The following is an 18,453-nucleotide window of genomic DNA, read 5'->3' on the forward strand; positions in this document are numbered from 1 at the left end:
AAGAAAAGGATTATTCATGTTTGCAAAAGTTTCGACTGCTATCCAATTGGTGCTGGCCGTTGCCGTTTTTTACTTGGGTTACACCATCTACTCCTTTACCAATAAAGTCGGTGAAATCGTTGATACTTATCCGCAGGTTATTGAGGATTTATCGGTATTGACTAAAGGTCTTAAAGTTGAAGAGTGGCTAGAGTTTGCATCTCATGTCGACGAGCTAGCCCCTAGAGTTTTAGATACTGTCGAAGACGTGAGAAAGACGATCGATGACGTGAATCAAACCGTAGCGTCGGTCGACAACAAAATCCCTGCGATATTAGATGAAGTTAAAAATGTTCGAACGGAAGTTGAACAGGTAAGAACTGATGTTATTCCACCAACATTAATTGAGTTAAAACGATATCGCGTAGACGTAATGCCACCAATGCTCGCTGAAAGTAAGTCTTACCGCGAACAGACTATTCCTGTCATCGTCACTGAGTCTGAAATGCTACGAGCGGAAGTCCCTGGTATTTTGGCACAAGCTAATTTGTTAGCTGATAAGAGTAAAGAGCTCGCTCAGGGAGCCGCAGAGGGCGCGGTGAAAGGCGTAGTGTTATCGCCATTTAATTTACTTAGAGACGCTGGCGATGGCATCAAAACACGAGTGCAAGGTGAATTCGAGCCTACGCCAGAAGCTGAGTAGAGTTTATGGATTCGAAGTAACGACTTTTCGTTAATATTAAAAATAGAGGCTAGGTACTAAACCTAGCCTCTATTTTTTTGTGCGTATTTTGGGCTTGTAAAAAGCGTTTATCCGTTACTTAGTAAAACGCATCACACCTTCTTGTACTGCCGTCGCTACGAGCTCACCTTTTTGGTTAAAGATCTCGCCGCGCACTAAGCCACGAGTGTTCGCCGCCGTTGGGCTTTCAATCGCATAAAGTAACCATTCGTCCATCTTGAACGGGCGGTGGAACCAGATTGAGTGGTCAATCGTCGCCACTTGGAAATTTGGTGTCATGATAGAGACTTCATGAGGATGAAGCGCCGTAACTAAGAACCCCCAATCCGATGCGTAAGCAAGTAGGTATTGATGAATTAATTGGTTGTCTGGCATCGCGCCATTTGCTCTTACCCAAAGGTACTGTTTCGCTTCCGTCTTCTTCGGGTTGAGTGGATTCACAACCGTCACCGGGCGCATCTCAATCGGCTTTTCGCCACAAAAGGTTTTGCGCAGTTTCTCTGGTAAGAATTCTGCAATGTGGCTCGCTAATTCAGTTTCTGAAGCAAAGTTCTCTGGTCCAGGAATATCAGGCATTGCAATCTGGTGCTCAAAACCTGGCGCATCGCCATGATAAGAAGCGGTGAGATAGAAAATAGGGCGGCCATTTTGAATCGCTTTCACACGGCGCGTGCTAAAGCTGCGTCCATCTCTTAGGTTCTCAACATCGTAAATGATTGGCTTTTCAGGATCACCGGGAAATAGAAAATAACTGTGGAAAGAGTGAACACTACGGTCGTCTTGAACGGTATAACGAGCAGCAGAAAGCGCTTGTCCCAATACTTGACCGCCATATACCTGTGGTAGGCCTAAGTTCTCACTTTGCCCGCGGAACAGACCTTCTTCTAGTTTCTCTAACTGAAGTAAATTGAGTAATTCTTTTAAAGGTTGACTCATCGCCAGCATGCCTCTTGGTAAAATAGGTGTCAGATTATGGTGTTAATCATTTAGCTTAGTCAGATATCTGTCAATAAATCATAGGGTTTCGAGACAGAATATGAAAGCTCTCTTATAATTGCTGAGTAGATTTGCCGAGTCCGGCAAACATGTTGAGAGAAATTGAATATGAAAAAGGCTCTAATTCTTATTACGTCTTTAGTATCGTTTGGCCTACTTGTTGGTTGCCAAGCAACATCAGAAACGAATGCTTCTCAAGAAGTGGTTGCAGAGAACACTCAAGTGGTTGCAGAGAACACTCAAGTGATTTCAGGAACAGTTAGCTACCGTGAAAGAATTGCATTGCCAGAGAATGCAGTAGTTACCGTTACGCTAGAAGATATCTCACTGGCTGACGCACCATCGACGGTTATCGCAACTCAAGAGTTCACTACTGATGGTAAGCAAGTACCGTTCGCATTCGAACTGAGCTACGACAACAACAAGATTAAAGCTAACCACCGCTACAACATGCGTGCGTCGATTCATGTCGATGGCAAACTGCGTTTCACAACTGACACGATTAAGTCAGTGATTACAGACGTAGAAAACACGCAACAAGCAGACCTACGCTTGGTTGGTGTTCGTTAATTAGAAATAGATGCCATTGTTAAGGCATCTTAATTAACGTCTTTCGATAAATGGCAGCTCTAGGGCTGCCATTTATATATTCTTAGTTTGATCTTTCCGGCATCACTCACTTCAACCCCTTCTTTAACCAAATGCCGCTTTTGTCGGTCGAATGAATCGCCCTTTAAAGAGATCTCTCCCTTGCTGTTGATCACTCGATACCAAGGCAGTTTGCTACCTTCTGGTAGGTTACCCAGCGCTTTACCAACATGGCGCGCATAGCCCGGAAATCCTGAAAAACGTGCTATGTCTCCATAAGTTGTTACTTTTCCATATGGAATTTGGTGAATCACAGCAAAGATTTGGCTCAAAAATTGGTCCATACTAAATGTTCCTAGTTCATAAATACCAATCACAGTAAGTAAGTGTTCAAAAATAGCGCAGGGAAAAAGCTTGAGAGCAAGGCAGATTTTTTTGATAAGTAGTTATTCTCCAATCAAAAAATCTAACGAGGTTATCGAGTTTTTTAACAAGCTAGGGTGACCAGTTAATTACTACGATTGGTATGGTACCACGGATCGGTAGAAGGAGAGGGCTATGGTATTTTCAACGTTTCAGTTCTTGATCACCACATTATTAGCGGTTGTTTGCGCGAGAGCAATCAGTTTAAGTGAGGGAGATATCCCGGTGCTTGCAATGGTAATTCCTGCCTTATGGATTTTACCGCAGGGGGGCATAGCTGGATTAGCTTTGCTTGTTTCCATGACTACTTATGGTCTAACCCTTCCTTTGCAGCCCATCACGCTGTCTGTCAGTGCGTGGGTACTATTCCCGCTATTGATGGTGGTCTTCTCAAGACGCAGTAGTTTGTCGGTCGTGATTATTTCTGGCTTGATCGTGACTACGTTGCAGGTCGGAATCATGGTCACGCAATCAGCAGGCAAGCTTGAAGGCGTCCCGTGGGTTACCACACTTCAAACCTTATCTATCATCGTAATTTGGTGGGCGGCAAATCACCTTAAGCCAGCCAGCCGACACAGCTGGTGGTCATTAGGCTTAATACTTCCATTATGGATAGCCGATTTACCTTATGCTGCTTTGGTGGCCTTGTGTATAACGGGCATCATGGCATCAATGGAAACGCTGACGCGCTTGAAAACGTTCCGCTGGAATAAACTATTATGTTGGACACTGCCAACGGTCGGTTTTGCGGCTCTGGTAATTACTCCAAGTATCGAAGTTCCAAGCCCTGTCTTTGTGGTGTGGTTGTGTCTATTAGGCACCGCGTGGATGACTGACTACATCATTCGTACAGAAGATAATGAAGACATCGATGTCTAGTACTTCAGCAATCCAAACTTTCCAAATGCAGGTAAATGGTGAATTTACCTGCGATTTTCTAGTGGTTTGAATAAAGGATAAGCACTTAGACCGTAATTGTTCAAAAATAGGGTGGAAGGGCTTGCAATGGTTGCTGTGATGCTTAATAATCCAATCACTCTTTGAGGCAAGCCTCTTAGAAAACGAATCTATGGGGGCCTGGTCCTCCCGCAACAATAGCTCGTGAACTCGGTCAGGCCTGGAAGGGAGCAGCCGCAGCGAGTGACTTGTGTGCCGGGATGTGGCTGGGTTCCCACCCTTTAAAAAAGCCGCTCTTCATGAGCGGCTTTTTGCTATCTGAAGCTTAATTTTATCTTGTTTATGACTAGAGGTGCGAAAATATCAGTTTTTGAGGAAACGGTTATAAACAAACAGCAACACGAATGCGCCAAGCGTTGCGGTTATAATACTACCGATGTTAATGCCGTCAGCACTGCCGAGGCCGATGAAGCTCCCTAAAAAACCACCAACAAAGGCACCAGCAATACCTAGAACCATGGTGGCGATCCATCCACCACCATCGTTGCCCGGCATTAGCCACTTAGCTAGCGCCCCTGCAATCAACCCAAGAATAATCCAAGATATAAACCCCATAACTTCTCCTTACTCATTATTGTGTTAGGTGCATGTCGTCACACATCTATGGTTACGTTTAAATCATAGACCATGAATCAAAACTCGATTTAACTAACTGATGACCATTGCGATGTAACCCAGAATAAGAACCAATACCGATGTTAAAGCGTAGGGCACAGGATAGCCGATCGCTGGCATGTCACTGTGACTGGCATCTTGTGCGCCTTTCATTGCAGGCGTACTGTTCCTGCCTCCGGCACAAGCACCAGCTAAAATTGCAGGATTCATTTTGCGGAAATATAAGCCGTACAACCAAGCTAATAAGGGGGGGACTAAAGCAGCTGTCACCCCGAGCAAAGCTATCTTGATGACAACGATGCCTTGAAAAGAGGCCAGTATTTTGGGGCCTACCGTCGCTGCCAATACAGCAACAAACAGATTTAGGCCGATGTCTTGTAGAAAGCTTCTTGCTCCCTCGCTCATAGGGCCGCCAAAACTTGGATTCCGCGTGCGTAGGAAGGAAAAAATGATCCCGGTGAGCATACAGCCTGCCGAGGTTCCCAATGCAAATGGAATACCTGCGACTGTGACACTTAAATGGCCGAAGACATAACCAATTAATAAAGAAACGGCGAGATAGAAGGTTTCTGTGACGGTACTCTCGACGATGGGTACACTGTTCAACTTAGTGGCTGTTTGTTCTACACACCACTGAGAGCCGGCAATTCGAACCACATCGCCAACTTCGATCTGGGTTTGTGGTAATAGAGGTTGCTGGTGGCCTTGTCTGAAGACTGCTTTAAAGTAAACACCAAAACCGACTTCGGAATGTAACTGCGCTATCGTTTTTCCTGCATGTTCGGACTTCCCAACGTGAATGTCCGCTACTTCGATATCGACATTTCTAGCTCGTGGTTCATCGACTTCATTTCCGATATCAGCTTCACCTTCCGCAATCAAGACGCGATATTCTCCGCGAATGCCAATGACATCATTTAACTCAAGCATTGGATTATCAGAAGCATCAATGACTTGCTCACCTCGAACCACTTTAAGCACGGCCGCATCAGGGAAGTTTCGATACAGCTCCTGCACTGAACGACCGACTAACTCTTGGTGTGTGACCTTATAAGAGCGAACATCAATGGGTAGAATGCCAACATCTGAGAACCCAAAGGTACTTGGGAGCTTCTCGTTGTCATCGCCAGTTGAGAACTCTGCTTCTGCTTCTTTACCTGCTTTGACGGGGTCAATTCCAAAGAGAGAAGGGAGGTATTTAATGAACAAGATGATGAGGACGGTCGACAGGACATAGCTTATCGCGTAACCCGCCGCGATATTGGCACTGACCTGATCAATGCTCATGCCTTCTGGTGGCGTAAATGCCCCAGAGCTGATTGCTGACTGCGCTACGCCCATTACTGCCGTCACTGTGTAACTGCCAGAAATGATGCCCGCGGCATAGCCGGGCTCAAGGCCCATGAGCTTGGCGCCGATGACAACAATCGCAAAATTGCTGAACACGACAATTAAACCAATGACGACGAAGTCGATGCCTCCTCTAGCAAGGCCGGAGAAAAATTGCGGTCCTACTTTCATCCCAATGGCGTACATGAACATCATTAAGAAAATGTCGGAGACCAATCCTGGTTCTTCAATTTTTAGTCCATAAACTGAGAAGGACGTCAGTGCTATACCAACGCCAACGATTAGGGTGCCAGCTGTTGTGCCTAAGCTCACACCTTTAAAAGTGAGTCGACCAAGTGGATAACCAATGGTGAGTGATAGAAAGAGAAATACAAACGGATTCTCTGACAAGTAACTAAATAGAAAGGACATAATGTCACCTGCTAACTTGTTGATATAAGGGCAAGGAACCATCAAGGCTCCTTGCTTTAAGTAAGATGGGACAATTAGCTGTGATTAAAGTTACTCGACTCGTCAGCGTCGCTACCATTGACGACCGGGTGTTTGTCAAAGAAATCAACGCAGTGTTGTAAGTCGGAAATCAAAAGGTCAGCCATATCACGACTAAAACCATGACGAACTAAAATACGCATGATTACCAGATCTTCACGCTCGGCGGGCATCGCATAAGCGGCAATTTGCCAACCACGAGATCGGATGCGATCCGAAAGATCGTAGAGGTTAAAGCCTGGGGTTGCGCCATCTTTAATTGACCAACTCAAGGCCGGGATACCACCATGGCCATCGTAGATGATGTGAAATATACCCATCTTTTCGACTTCTTTGGCAAGGTAACGAGCCGTGTCATAACAAGCATCATGGATCTTACGGTAGCCCTCTTTACCAAGACGTAAAAAGTTATAGTATTGCGCAACGATTTGCCCCCCAGGGCGGGAGAAATTGAGCGCAAAGGTCGGCATGTTGCCACCGAGGTAGTTGACGTTGAAAATCAAGTCTTCATGCAGAGCATCCGCATCTCGCCAAACAACCCAGCCAACACCAAGTGGAGAAAGACCAAATTTATGCCCAGAAGCATTAATGGATTTGACCCTTGGCAAACGGAAATCCCACACTAAATCTGGGTCGCAGAATGGGGCGAGAAAGGCACCACTTGCACCATCAACGTGAATCGGAATATCTAATCCGGTCTCTTCTTGTAGTTTATCTAACGCTTCGTGTACCGCTTGTACTGGCTCGTATTGGCAAGTAAAGGTCACGCCTAGTGTCGGGACGACGCCAATCGTGTTCTCGTCACAACGTTTGATTACTTCCTCTGGGGTCATGATCAGACGATCACCTTGCATTGGGATTTCGCGAAGTTCAATGTCCCAGTAACGGGCAAATTTATGCCAACAAACCTGAACTGGACCACAAATAAGGTTAGGACGGTCAGTTGGCTTACCTTGCTTCTTCATTTTCTCACGCCAAGCCCATTTTAGCGCCATACCACCAAGCATTGCGGCTTCACTTGAGCCAGTTGTTGAACATCCCATTGGATTTTCAGCGTTAGGTGCATGCCAAAGATCGGCGAGCATATGTACACATCGAGATTCGATTTCTGCCGTTTGTGGGTATTCATCTTTATCGATCATGTTTTTGTCGATGCATTCATCCATCAATTTATGGACTTCGTCTTCGACCCATGTTTGACAGAAGGTCGCAAGGTTCTGCCGCGAATTGCCATCTAGCATTAGTTCATCATGCACGACTTGGTAAGCATGAGCGGGTGCATGCTCTTGCTCTGGGATTCGATACTTGGGCATAACAACGGAAAGATCTTTGGAAGAATAAACATCATCTAAGAGTGAACCACGAACAGTCGATTTTTTATGAAGAGGCATGGCGAATCCTTTATCTTATTGAATTTATTTTACTTATTGCCATTGAAACATCAGTAAATAGCAATATTGGCAGCTAAATAAACATAGCAGGATTTTATAAAAATTCAGCTTAAATAAGAGTCTGGTTGCTTATTTCACATTGTTTTATCTTGTTTTGTGCACGGTAAAACAAATATTTCAAAAGTACACTGTGTGGTGAAAAAACGGAGTTGTCATGATGAACTTTATATGAGTGTTAATGCTTATTTTTTTAGTGTTGTAAGTTTTGGATATATAATTTTGGTGGCTGATTATAATTTGGTCATTCTACGATGTTAAATTTTTAATCCTCTTAATTCGCAGGCAACACAACGGCAGACGCTTCTTCCTCTGAATCTTCTTTGTCTTCTACTTGATCCGCAACCCAATCAATTGTCTTTGTTAGATAGAGCTTATTGGTTTCAGTATCACACCAACTCTTCGACAATCCTCTTCGATTAAACTCACTGCCAATGGCTGCCAATGTTTGGTTGCTCGAGCGCCCGTAATATAAGGTGTCGCATAGTTGTAGGTTCGACATTGATTGTGGGTATGTATTAACCGACGAGGAGTTCATGCTTAGTGCTTTGGATTGATTGTGCGTGCAGCCTGTAAGGCTTAAGAAAAAGATCAATGCTAAGGCTTTCTTCATAATATCTCTGAACAGTTGCCAATAGTTGGTGGGGATTATGAGCATGATTAAGTCACTGATTTGTCAATTCTTCGCCAAGTACCTAAACAGCATGACTTTGCTCGCAATTAGAGCGCGTTATTGAGTTGTTTAATTCCTCGGTCAAAAAGCGCATTAATCGCCAAATGCGCAATTTTGTACAAAAGCTGAAAGAGACTATAGAGTAGACTGATAAGTCGCTCGATAATCAACAGGCTTGGGAATTGTTATGGAGAACAAGAAACGCTCTAAAGAAAAGGCCGAATATAAGATAACGGAAGAGCTCGGCGGCCTTGAAATTCTTAATGCTGAATATGAAAAGCAGAACTTCTCACGCCATAGCCACGAGGGCTACACGCTGGGAGTCATCGAGCAGGGCGCTCAGCGTTTCTATCGAACGGGCGGACATCATATTGCGCCACAAGATGCGATTATTTTGGTCAATGCCGACGAAGTTCATAGCGGTCACTCTGCCACTGAAGGCGGTTGGGCGTATCGAGCCATGTATCCACTCCCAGAGCAACTTGCTAAGATCACTCAAGAGCTTAACCTACCCAATTACGGCGCGCCTTATTTCCCAAGAGCCGTTGTTGAAGACCCAGAGCTCGCCAATCAATTGAGGTTGGTCTTCAACACGATTGATGAATCCGACAATCGCCTGTTAAGAGAGACCTTGATGTATGGGATGTTGGTTAAGCTGATTAGCCGACATGGAAAATCGCCGCTTAACCCTCAACTCGATGGGAAAACTCAGCGGCAACTTGTCTTAGTGAAAGAGTTCTTAGATGACTTTCCACAAGCCGATGTGTCTCTAGAAGAACTCTCTAAACTGGCGGCTTTAAGCCCGTTTCATTTGGTACGCTCTTTTCAGAAAGAGTTTGGCCTTCCGCCGCATGCGTATCAGATCCAATCTCGATTAAGGCTTTCCCGTAAGTTATTGAAACAAGGGCATACCATTTCAGATACCGCGCAAGAGTGTGGTTTTCACGACCAAAGCCATTTTCATCGACACTTCAAAAAGGCCAATGGCTACACGCCGGGGCAATACATCAAAATGCTCTAAATCGGACACCTTAATTCGTTTGTGAAATCGAGCAAGTTTGTACAATCGAACCGACTCAACTCTTCTTACATTGAATAGCTAATGTGGGAGAGAAAAGAATTATATGGATAATGAAACAATGGATAGACGAACACAGTTATGGAAGGGCGTTTTAGCGGGAATGCCCTTGAGCATTGCGGTTATCCCTTGGGGAATTCTAGCGGGCTCATATGCGATAGATGCTGGGTTGAATCAGCTTCAAGCTCAAGCGATGTCGGCTATTTTATTTGCTGGCTCAGCGCAACTTGTCGCAGCGGGTATGTTCAAAGCGGGTATTGGTTTAGGGACCATGTTGTTGACCACACTGTTCATCACTTCAAGGCACTTTCTGTATAGCGTATCGATGCGAGACAAAATCAGTCATCTTCCTGCGCGTTGGCGTCTATTACTCGGATTTTGGCTCACCGACGAGCTGTTCGCGATTTGTAGTGGGCAGTCTCAGCAAGAGTTTAATCGTTGGTATGCCGCGGGTGTAGGTGGAGGTTTTTACCTTGTTTGGAATATCGCGAGCTTTGTTGGCATTGTCGCGGGAAGCCAAATCCCGTCACTCAATGAAATCGGTCTCGACTTCGCGGTAGCCGCGACGTTTATCGCGTTGGTTTTTCCACTAATCAGAACATTGCCTGTTGTCGTGTGTGTGGTGGTTTCACTGGTCACTTCGGTTGCCATGTCGGTTAACAATATTGATGGTGGGCTAATGATTGCAGCGATCGCTGGTATGTTAGCCGGCTTTTTCAGCGAATCATTCCAAGAGCGAACCAACGGTGACAAGACAATCGTGGAGGGGAAATAGAGATGATTTGGTTAACGATATTCTTCATGACTGCGATTGTTTTCTTTAGTCGGTATCTGTTTCTTGAACCTGCAATCCCGCTTCGACTCAATCAAACCGCAAGGCGCCTATTGCGCTATTCAAGCCCAGCGGTGCTGACTGCGATTTGGGGGCCAATTGTATTTGCTCCTGAACAAACATTTTGGCCAAGCCTTGAAAACCCTTACTTGATAGGCGCGGTGGTGACTGGCTTGCTGATTTGGAAAACAGGCAATGTGTTACTTACGATTGGCGTCAGTATGGGGGTGTTTTTGTTTTATAACCTTGTCGCGGTTGATTACCTTTTCTCGTGAGCTTCAACTTCAACTTTATGTTTCTCCCATAATTTAAGGGCCGTATAAATATGATTACTTGTTATGTTCGATATGTGATTGATCCTAAAAAGGTAAATGAGTTCGAGACATACGCAAAAATGTGGATTCCTCTGGTCGCTAAATTCGGGGGCCAACACAATGGTTATTTCTTACCGTCGGAAGGGGCGAACAATATTGCCTTGGCGCTGTTTACCTTTGAAAGTTTGGTTGCCTATGAAGAATATCGGATTAAATCGCTGAGCGATGCTGAGTGTATTAAAGCGTTTGAATTTGCGGGCGAAGTTGATTGTATCGTGAGTTATGAACGAAGCTTTTTTAGACCTGTTTTAGAGTGATAGACCTTGCAACGTATAGCGTGGTGGCATCTAATGTACTGATTCACTGTTTGTGTGTTTAGGTTTTGGTAAGGAGTTAGTTTGGCTAAGAAATATTATGTGGTTTGGAAAGGTCGCACACCGGGTATTTTTACTACTTGGAACGAGTGTAAATCGCAAGTCGATGGCTTCGCTGGTGCGAGATATAAATCGTTTCCAACATTAGGCGAGGCTGAGTCTGCTTTCGGTGGTAAAACGTCGTCTGTGTCAGGCTCTACAGCGACAAAGCCAAGCTCTGCGGGGAAGGCGACGAAAGCAAAGGTTCCGCCTCTTTCAGAGCAGCAAATCACTGATATGCCTTTTGATATCAAGATCTTTACTGATGGTGCTTGTGAGCCAAACCCTGGTGAAGCGGGGACGGGTTTAGCGGTCTATCAAAACAACCAATTAACCGAATTATGGTATGGCTTGTATCAACCTGTTGGTACCAATAATACCGCTGAGTTACATGGCCTTAAACAGGCGTTTTTGCTTGCGAAAGATAAGTTAAACGCAGGCCTCTCTGTGGCGATTTATTGTGACTCGAAATACTCGATAGACTGCATTACTAAGTGGGCAACAGGTTGGGAGAAAAAGGGCTGGACCAAGTCGGGAGGCGAGATCAAAAACCTCGATATTATTAAGCCTGCGTATGCTCTCTACCAAGAACTTGCTTCAAAAATCACCATCTACCATGTGAACGGACACGTTGGGATTGAAGGCAACGAATTGGCCGATAGAATGTCTATTGTGGCGATTTCATCGAAAGAGCAACAACTCGCTCAATATCGTGACATCGAAGATATTGAGTCTATTTTGGCATTGCGAGCTGGCTAGCTAGGCTTCTTAATGAAAAGCTAATGAAAGTCACTGAAAGCATAAGTCGCCATCATTGGGCAGTGCTAAGTTGAGCGTTACATTTCAAATTGATGTAGCGCTCTTTTGATCTTGTGGTGCTCAGTTTTCTTATGGTGCTTTGTTCTTGTGATGCTTAGCTGCCTGAGTTAATCCTTATTGAGCTGGGTTCTCTATCCAGCGAGATAATTGCTGAGCTTGTTTTATCGAATTAAAACTGTCTTTCACTCTCTGACGTGCCTCCAATCCCATTGACGCTTTATCATTACTGCTCAACTGCGCAAAACGCTCAATCGCTTCTCTTAATTCCTCAACGTTCTTTTCGCTAACCACAAAACCTGTTTCAGGTGAGACGATCTCTTTGCATCCCATGATGTTGGTTGTGATGACAGGCGTACCAACGGCCATCGCTTCTTTTAAAACCAGTGGCCCGGTATCCACACATCCTGTTTCGGAAAAGCAGAAGGGCGCGATTAGGCTCTCATAGTTCGACAGTTTCTCTTTCACCCATTCGTGAGATTTGGCACCAAGAAAGGTCACGTTTCGAGTGAGCCCTTGCTCTTTGACCTGCAATTTTAATTGTTGCTCTAAATCGCCAGTACCGATGATATCGAGATGAATGTCGAGAGGTTCGGCAATCGGCGCTAGTGCATCAATAAGATGGTGGATGCCTTTCTGCTCCACTAATCGGCCAAGAAAAACAAAGCGAAGTTGCTTGGTTTCGGTTTTTGGGTTGAGTTGGAATTGTTTGGTATTAACTCCGCAGTGCAGGAGCTTAATGTTTCCTTTCGCCATGGTGTTGAAGTCAGCGAGCATGTCTTTACATACTGCAACCACAAAATCACTCGATGAAATCTTGTGTTCAATATCATAAGCAAACTCGTAAACATCATGGCCGTGAGCAACGAACGAACAGGTAATATTCAGCAGTTTTGCCGCGACGATGGCGTGAGCTGCAGTGTGCTGACAGAAATGTGCATGAACGTGTTCGACGTCGTTTTCCGCGAGTTGCAGCGCTAATTTAAAGCCATAAGCGAACAGTGACTTCTTGGGCATGCTGGTTTGCTTAGAAATAAATGAGACAGCCTTGATTAACCCTATCCAATTAATGTGGGTGACTTTACTCATCCGAACATCTTTACCTATCTCGACAATGTGGTAGTCGAACTGTTTTTCGCTGTTTTCAATTTTGAACGTCATTACACAAACATCGTGCCCACAGGCTTTCACAGAGTCGACTTCTGTTTGAATGAAGGTCTCACTGAGTACAGGGTAGGTTGGCGCCACAAATGCTACTTTCTTCATTCTTTGCTCCTCAAATCCATCTGATTAAAGCTATCAAGCCAAGGTAATAACCAACAAAGCAAGATACGAACCAAGATCAAATCGTAGCTTTGGCGGGCATTTCAATGGTTTCCTGAAGGTTACCCACCCAGAAGTAGTCCGTTTTCTCAAATTGAAAATCAAATTGAGGTTGTAGGTTTTTTGACCGGTTGTGTTTTGTCGTCATTTTGGGAATGGGTACGTAGGGGACTGATCTAGAAGTGATTTTATCGCAAGGTGCTCTCGGCATAGAACATGCAACGTTAGCCATATAACGTATAAATCTGAGGGCGTCATTATGGCTAAAGTAAGCGTTATCATTCCTACTTACAATTGTCTGGATTACCTGCCTAAGGCAATTGGTAGCGTGCTTAAGCAGACTCATCAAGACATAGAATTAATCATTATCGATGATAATAGTAATGATGGTACGTCGACTTACCTGGCGTCAATCCATGATGATCGTATCGTCAAGTTATCAACCTTGGGTGTCGGGGCTCCTCAAGCAAGAAACCTTGGTATCGAAAAGGCGACGGGTGAATTTATTGCGTTTTTAGATGCTGACGACTTTTGGTTTCCCGAAAAAGTCGAACGCCAGTTTGAATTTCATCAACGATATCCTGATCTTGCGATGAGTTTTACCAATTACGAGCACCTTACGGAAGACTACCAAGTGATAGTCGATTGCTTTAGTTATTGGTCGCAGTTTCAAGATCAAGACGAGTTGTTCATCAATATCGAGAACCCGCTAGAGTTCATTATTGAAAACAATGTGATTGGGACATCGACGGTCATGGTGAGAGCGGATGTGTTTTCTCAAACAGGCAGTTTCAATGCTGATATTAAGTATGGGGAAGATTGGGAGCTGTGGCTTCGAATGAGTGAAAACCATCAGATTGGTGCGTTGAACTCCGTGCAGGTTGGTTACTTGATGAGAGCGAGTTCCGTTACCCAAACTGAAAATCTTAAATTGAGAAATTTGCAGTCGATAGAGACCATTCTTCAACATTACCAAGATTATAGTCAACGATGGAATCTACCCTCTTCAAGTTTCAAAATAGCAAAGGCGAGAATACTGGAAGGCTACGCTGACTATTATCGAGGCTTACAAATAAACCGACTGGCCATCTCATACAGTATTCGTTCGTTGGTTTTGGCTCCGCAAAAACGAACGTTCCGACATCTACTTGGGGACTTTAAGAGTTTCCTAATGCCTGCATTGTAAGGAATAGGTGTCTGCTATGGGGTCACTAAAACAGTCCGCCTATTACGCCATTGGCATTGTGATGATGAAAGGGATATCACTCGTGATGGTCCCCTATATCACCCATAAGATGACGTTGGTTGAATACGGTTCTTTAGAAGCCATTGTCTTGTTGGCTGATATCGGGACGATCCTATTTAGCTTTGGGATTGTTGAGGCTATGTATCGATATGTTGGCGTCGCTGAGGGGGAAGAAAAGAGGAAATTGGTTTCTAACTGTTTCACATTGAGTGTCTTAGTGTGTGTTAGGGGGGAGCTTAATTGCACTTAGCATGCCGCTACTGTTATTGATGCTGCCCGTCGAGTTCCAACCCTATCAAATCCTACTTCTGTTGATACCGACCATGCTCGATGGTGCGATTTCTATCCCGTTAACACTGATGCGAATGAATGCGATGGCAAAACGTTTTTGCATGCTCAATGTCTTGAAGGCGAGTGTGCAAGCTGCAATGACGTTTGTGCTGCTTGAAGCGGGTTATGGCATCGATGGTGTACTAATATCTTCCGCTGTTTCGAGTGTGCTGCTGATGCTGTGTTTACTGCGTTATCAATGGCAGGAGATGGGCTCAATTGGCAGCCTCAAGTACTCCGCTAAGATCCTAAAATTTGGATTGCCCACGTTAGTCGGTGGTGCTTCGATTTACATGATTACAGGGCTAGACCGTTGGGTGATGGCGAGTTTCGTCGGCGTTGAAGAGCTTGCGATTTATGCGGTCAGCGGTAAGTTTGCGTTGATTCTAGGCTTACTGTTGCAGCCTTATGCACTTTGGTGGTTTCCGAACCGAGTAGCTATGCTTCAGCAGCTTGGCGGTAGTAAAATTTGTGCAGATAGAGCCTTAGTCGGCGTTAACCTTGCCATCGTGTTAGGGATCCTGATGATTCTAACCGTTCCTGGTTTCATCTCATTAATTTTGCCTAGCAGCTATCACTATGCTGGTACTCTCGTCGTGGCCTTGCTTGTGATTGGTGTTATCAAAAGCGCAGGCGATTACCTCAATTTAGGCTGCTTTAGTGGCGATTCAAGTCAATCACAAATGTGGATTCAAGGTGGCTGTGCGATCTTGGCTGCGATTGGCTACTTTGTTGTGGCACCGATTTATGGAGTGTGGGGTGTGGTGGTGGTGCTTTGTGGTACTTATATCGTGAGGCTGTCACTGCTCTATATCGTGAGCCAAAAGATGGAATATTTACCTTATGATCACCGTAAATGGATAGTCGCGGTGAGTATCGGTCTATTTGCGATTGTCAGTGATAGGGTTCTTGGTTGGGTGCTGGTTGATGTGCATGATTTTGTTTTAGGCAGTTTTGTGGCGATAGTGACGTTAGTTGCCTTCATTCGATACTCTATTATCCCTGTACCACAGCCGCTACTCGATAAGTTTATGTTAGGTAAGCATTCGCATGTGAGTTGAATTCATGTAATCCCAAGTACAGCGGGTAATCGGCACTTAGCTACATAATTATCTTCAACAATAAAACACTGTTCATAACGACTCGAATTAGATAGTATTTATAAATTCAGTGAATGCTAACCATGGAAAGATTTATGAATAAGTGGATGCTGCTCTTGTCTCTGTTTTCAGCTGCCTCATACAGCGCCTCTGATTTTTCAAGTAAGGGTATTACTGCTCCCGACTTCAATTCACAGGATTTCAAGCCGCCAGAAGTTTCTCAACAGGAACAACACAACATCGTTTGTGAAAGCGTAGTCTGCAATTCAACATCTGTACGTCAGCCCGTTCCTGTTGTTGGTGAAGTGCCCGATAGAGAGCTTAACCAAACCATAGAGACTCTTGCGAGTGCCATTTATATAGTGGGTGAAATGGGGATTGCAGAAAACTTAGCGACACCAGAGTACGAGAAATTTTTTGAGAATTAGTTGAAAGGATACGACAGTAGGATTGGTACTGGTTTTAATAGCTGCTATAAAAGGTCATATCTCATTTAATGATACGATAACCTTGGCATATTGAGACTAGGAAATACCAATGGAAATATGGAAGTTGCTACTGTTTATCCCGGCTTGCTTTGCGCTCAACATGACACCGGGCCCAAACAATTTGTTATCAATGAACAACGCCCGTTGTTACGGATTTCAGGCCGCCTTTGTCGCTGGCTTAGGAAGAATCCTCGCTTTTTCTGGCATGATTGCTTTGGCTGCATCCGGTTTAGCTGTTGTGCTTTATACCTCTGAAACTCTGTTTTTCCTTATCAAGCTATTTGGCGCGATGTATCTGTTGTGGATCGCGTTCAATCTTTGGCGCTCACAAGCCAGTCCGGTCGCGGATATTGAACGAAATAAGAACTGGTTTGGTCTTGTTAAACAAGAGTTCGCACTGGCTGCTGGCAACCCCAAAGCGATACTTATCTTCACTGCATTCCTACCTCAATTTGTCGATGTTTCAGCGAACGTAAATACTCAATTCTTTGTTTTAGGCAGCACGTTCCTTGTATTAGAAATGCTCGCGATTTCCATCTATGCAGCCTTTGGTTTATATCTACGAAATTGGTTTTCAAAACCTCAAATGGCCAAGCGTTTCAACAAAGCGTGCTCGGTTTTTCTTGCTCTATCCGGTGCTAATCTGTTGGTGAGTCGACAGTAGTTCTCATTTTGCTTGTCTAGTTTATCGTTAATCTTTTAAGGTCTGTCTATGAATATTGTCTGTGCGGAAAAACAGGAGCTGGCTGATATCTACCAACTTGAACATGCTTTATTTGGCGATCACGCCTATCCGTTGTTTTTCTTTCGTCAGGCATTTGATTGCTGGGGGAAGGGCTTGCTGGTGGCGAAACAAGATTCGCAGGTTGCGGGCTATATATTAATGACACCAACCGACAAACAACAAGAGTATTGGGTTTTGTCACTGGCTGTTGATACTGCTTACCGAGGTATGGGGATTGGCCGTTCATTGATGCAACTGGCGATAGAAACCTTGCCACAAGGTTCCAAGCTTTTACTTACCGTTGATCCAAGTAACAGTTCGGCTTGTGAGCTGTATTTGTCGATGGGTTTTGTGACCATCAAAGAAGAGAGTAATTATTTCGGAGACGATGAGCCTCGTCTGGTCATGCAGCTCATCATCTAGTTACCGCTTCATGTATCCGTTTAGATATAGGCATCGCATGCTTAAGTTAGCATCACGATACCGTGCATCAATACCACGCTAGAGGTGAGCCGAGTTCTCATATCCAAGTAGCCATCTGGGCCTTGGCTCTGGTTCTCTTCTCTCATTGACCTTTCCGCTCGCCAAACCGCAATGTAGCCAATGATGAGAATTAGGGTAGTGAGAAACTCTTTTTGCTCTCCAAGCAACACTGCCAACCATGCGACGAGCACTATCGCATTACTTAGCAGCAGCGCTTTGTTGCTTGATTGGCTTTCAAAGTTCTCGATGCCGTTTGCCCACAAGATCCCTGAAAGAAAGCTCAAAATCGCCACACTGTAGGTTATGAAGAGCGTTTCACCGCTTATCCCCATAAATTGGCTGTCGGTGAGCGAAAGGAGGAGACCGAATAAAAACGGAATTAACCCCATATAACCGAGTTTGGCCATGGTGTTACGTGTTTGAGTTGTCCCCATGTAATCTGACTTCATAACTGCTGCTCGATAGCGGTTTTAAGGATAGTACTGGTTGGCGATGTAGAACTCGGGAAGGTTGCGACCACTTTACCTTCTTTGCTGATCAAGAACTTATAGAAATTCCATTTAGGCGTTACGCCCGCTTGTTGTTGGATTTCGGCAAAGACTGGGTTTGCTTCTGGCCCAGAGATTGATGCACGCGCCATCATCGGAAAGGTGACGCCATAATCTAAGTAGCAGATTTTAGCGGATTGCTCCTCGCTGCCTCTGTCTTGGCGAAAATCATTACTTGGGAAACCAACAACCGTGAAGCCTTGGTCTTTATAGGTTTGATGGAGCTGCTCTAGTTGTTCGAACTGAGGAGTGAAACCACATTGGCTTGCCGTATTCACGATCAATAAAGCCTTACCTTGAAACTCTTCACACAGTTCAATCTCTTCGTTTGAATTTAACAGTCTTTGCTTTCCGTTGAGTATCTCTGGGCAGCTAGCTGAAAAAGCGAATGAACTCGTGAGGCTCGCGATTAGGGCGGTGGAGCGCAGCAGTGAATGTTCCATAGGTGTGACTCATTTTAGTTGGCGTAATGGTTATTACTCTTGAGCACGTTGAAAT

Annotated in this window: 21 protein-coding genes, 1 other RNA gene and 1 pseudogene; 14 read left to right on the forward strand and 9 right to left on the reverse strand. The window is 44.7% G+C overall.

Features of this window, described 5'->3' with window-relative positions; genetic code table 11:
- The first annotated feature begins 16 nt into the window (after nt 1–16).
- On the forward strand, nt 17–682 hold the full coding sequence (locus BCU34_RS03110; RefSeq protein ID WP_048664237.1) for a hypothetical protein: 666 nt from the start codon (nt 17–19) through the stop codon (nt 680–682).
- A 114-nt stretch (nt 683–796) separates the two neighbouring features.
- On the opposite strand, the gene tesB is transcribed toward BCU34_RS03110, so the two are convergent.
- Entirely contained in the window at nt 797–1,657 is an 861-nt protein-coding gene (gene tesB / locus BCU34_RS03115; RefSeq protein WP_048664245.1) for an acyl-CoA thioesterase II, read from the reverse strand.
- 168 nt (nt 1,658–1,825) lie between these two features.
- On the opposite strand from tesB, the gene BCU34_RS03120 reads away from it, so the two are divergent.
- Nucleotides 1,826–2,287: a YbaY family lipoprotein gene (locus BCU34_RS03120; protein WP_102479526.1), complete on the forward strand. Its 462-nt coding sequence runs from the start codon at nt 1,826–1,828 to the stop codon at nt 2,285–2,287.
- A 59-nt stretch (nt 2,288–2,346) separates the two neighbouring features.
- Here BCU34_RS03120 and BCU34_RS03125 read toward each other — a convergent pair whose 3' ends face one another.
- The gene (locus BCU34_RS03125) at nt 2,347–2,649 is read right to left on the reverse strand and encodes an MGMT family protein (RefSeq protein WP_048664234.1); all 303 of its coding nucleotides are present in this window, start codon (nt 2,647–2,649) and stop codon (nt 2,347–2,349) included.
- A gap of 214 nt (nt 2,650–2,863) precedes the next feature.
- Between BCU34_RS03125 and BCU34_RS03130 the strand changes: the two genes are divergently transcribed.
- Both BCU34_RS03130 and ffs read left to right on the forward strand, forming a co-directional pair.
- The gene (locus BCU34_RS03130; RefSeq protein WP_048664232.1) at nt 2,864–3,607 is read left to right on the forward strand and encodes a hypothetical protein; all 744 of its coding nucleotides are present in this window, start codon (nt 2,864–2,866) and stop codon (nt 3,605–3,607) included.
- Nucleotides 3,608–3,803: 196 nt separating this feature from the next.
- Nucleotides 3,804–3,900, forward strand: an RNA gene (ffs, locus tag BCU34_RS03135) — signal recognition particle sRNA small type.
- Between the two features lie 88 nt (nt 3,901–3,988).
- Here ffs and BCU34_RS03140 read toward each other — a convergent pair.
- The 4 genes from BCU34_RS03140 to BCU34_RS03155 all read right to left on the reverse strand — a co-directional run bounded on the left by BCU34_RS03140 (nt 3,989) and on the right by BCU34_RS03155 (nt 8,200).
- On the reverse strand, nt 3,989–4,240 hold the full coding sequence (locus tag BCU34_RS03140) for a GlsB/YeaQ/YmgE family stress response membrane protein (RefSeq protein ID WP_017105442.1): 252 nt from the start codon (nt 4,238–4,240) through the stop codon (nt 3,989–3,991).
- Nucleotides 4,241–4,333: 93 nt separating this feature from the next.
- A complete protein-coding gene (locus tag BCU34_RS03145; protein WP_102432886.1) occupies nt 4,334–6,061 on the reverse strand; it encodes an aspartate:alanine exchanger family transporter in 1,728 nt (575 codons plus the stop codon).
- 74 nt (nt 6,062–6,135) lie between these two features.
- On the reverse strand, nt 6,136–7,530 hold the full coding sequence (locus BCU34_RS03150) for a glutamate decarboxylase (protein ID WP_017105444.1): 1,395 nt from the start codon (nt 7,528–7,530) through the stop codon (nt 6,136–6,138).
- A 331-nt stretch (nt 7,531–7,861) separates the two neighbouring features.
- Nucleotides 7,862–8,200 (reverse strand): hypothetical protein, encoded by a 339-nt coding sequence (locus BCU34_RS03155; RefSeq protein ID WP_102432881.1) that lies wholly within the window; start codon nt 8,198–8,200, stop codon nt 7,862–7,864.
- 247 nt (nt 8,201–8,447) lie between these two features.
- Here BCU34_RS03155 and BCU34_RS03160 point away from each other — a divergent pair, with 247 nt between their 5' ends.
- From BCU34_RS03160 to BCU34_RS03180, 5 genes are all read left to right on the forward strand, one after another.
- The gene (locus tag BCU34_RS03160; RefSeq protein WP_055320095.1) at nt 8,448–9,281 is read left to right on the forward strand and encodes an AraC family transcriptional regulator; all 834 of its coding nucleotides are present in this window, start codon (nt 8,448–8,450) and stop codon (nt 9,279–9,281) included.
- Between the two features lie 103 nt (nt 9,282–9,384).
- Nucleotides 9,385–10,113 (forward strand): AzlC family ABC transporter permease, encoded by a 729-nt coding sequence (locus BCU34_RS03165; protein ID WP_048658202.1) that lies wholly within the window; start codon nt 9,385–9,387, stop codon nt 10,111–10,113.
- A 2-nt stretch (nt 10,114–10,115) separates the two neighbouring features.
- On the forward strand, nt 10,116–10,445 hold the full coding sequence (locus BCU34_RS03170; RefSeq protein ID WP_102432880.1) for an AzlD domain-containing protein: 330 nt from the start codon (nt 10,116–10,118) through the stop codon (nt 10,443–10,445).
- Between the two features lie 50 nt (nt 10,446–10,495).
- Nucleotides 10,496–10,801, forward strand: a complete 306-nt coding sequence (locus BCU34_RS03175) for an NIPSNAP family protein (protein WP_102478643.1) — start codon at nt 10,496–10,498, stop codon at nt 10,799–10,801.
- An 81-nt stretch (nt 10,802–10,882) separates the two neighbouring features.
- Nucleotides 10,883–11,656, forward strand: a complete 774-nt coding sequence (locus tag BCU34_RS03180; protein ID WP_048658205.1) for a viroplasmin family protein — start codon at nt 10,883–10,885, stop codon at nt 11,654–11,656.
- Between the two features lie 174 nt (nt 11,657–11,830).
- On the opposite strand, the gene BCU34_RS03185 is transcribed toward BCU34_RS03180, so the two are convergent.
- The gene (locus tag BCU34_RS03185; RefSeq protein WP_102478644.1) at nt 11,831–12,979 is read right to left on the reverse strand and encodes a glycosyltransferase family 4 protein; all 1,149 of its coding nucleotides are present in this window, start codon (nt 12,977–12,979) and stop codon (nt 11,831–11,833) included.
- Nucleotides 12,980–13,295: 316 nt separating this feature from the next.
- Between BCU34_RS03185 and BCU34_RS03190 the strand changes: the two genes are divergently transcribed.
- From BCU34_RS03190 to BCU34_RS03210, 5 genes and pseudogenes are all read left to right on the forward strand, one after another.
- On the forward strand, nt 13,296–14,222 hold the full coding sequence (locus tag BCU34_RS03190) for a glycosyltransferase family 2 protein (RefSeq protein WP_102432879.1): 927 nt from the start codon (nt 13,296–13,298) through the stop codon (nt 14,220–14,222).
- 16 nt (nt 14,223–14,238) lie between these two features.
- Nucleotides 14,239–15,673: pseudogene (locus BCU34_RS03195) on the forward strand (lipopolysaccharide biosynthesis protein).
- A gap of 113 nt (nt 15,674–15,786) precedes the next feature.
- Nucleotides 15,787–16,140, forward strand: a complete 354-nt coding sequence (locus BCU34_RS03200) for a hypothetical protein (protein WP_102478645.1) — start codon at nt 15,787–15,789, stop codon at nt 16,138–16,140.
- Nucleotides 16,141–16,249: 109 nt separating this feature from the next.
- Nucleotides 16,250–16,864 carry a LysE family translocator gene (locus tag BCU34_RS03205; protein WP_017089636.1) on the forward strand — a complete coding sequence of 205 codons (615 nt, stop codon included), beginning with the start codon at nt 16,250–16,252 and terminating at the stop codon, nt 16,862–16,864.
- A gap of 48 nt (nt 16,865–16,912) precedes the next feature.
- On the forward strand, nt 16,913–17,347 hold the full coding sequence (locus BCU34_RS03210; RefSeq protein ID WP_055320100.1) for a GNAT family N-acetyltransferase: 435 nt from the start codon (nt 16,913–16,915) through the stop codon (nt 17,345–17,347).
- Between the two features lie 41 nt (nt 17,348–17,388).
- On the opposite strand, the gene BCU34_RS03215 is transcribed toward BCU34_RS03210, so the two are convergent.
- The gene (locus tag BCU34_RS03215) at nt 17,389–17,856 is read right to left on the reverse strand and encodes a DUF3429 domain-containing protein (protein WP_102478646.1); all 468 of its coding nucleotides are present in this window, start codon (nt 17,854–17,856) and stop codon (nt 17,389–17,391) included.
- Nucleotides 17,853–18,398 carry a glutathione peroxidase gene (locus tag BCU34_RS03220; protein ID WP_048669003.1) on the reverse strand — a complete coding sequence of 182 codons (546 nt, stop codon included), beginning with the start codon at nt 18,396–18,398 and terminating at the stop codon, nt 17,853–17,855. The genes BCU34_RS03215 and BCU34_RS03220 overlap by 4 nt, the downstream gene beginning before the upstream one ends.
- Nucleotides 18,399–18,453: the final 55 nt, after the last annotated feature.

It is taken from the genome of Vibrio sp. 10N.286.45.E10, assembly GCF_002874195.2.
Taxonomy (GTDB): Bacteria; Pseudomonadota; Gammaproteobacteria; order Enterobacterales; family Vibrionaceae; genus Vibrio; species Vibrio crassostreae.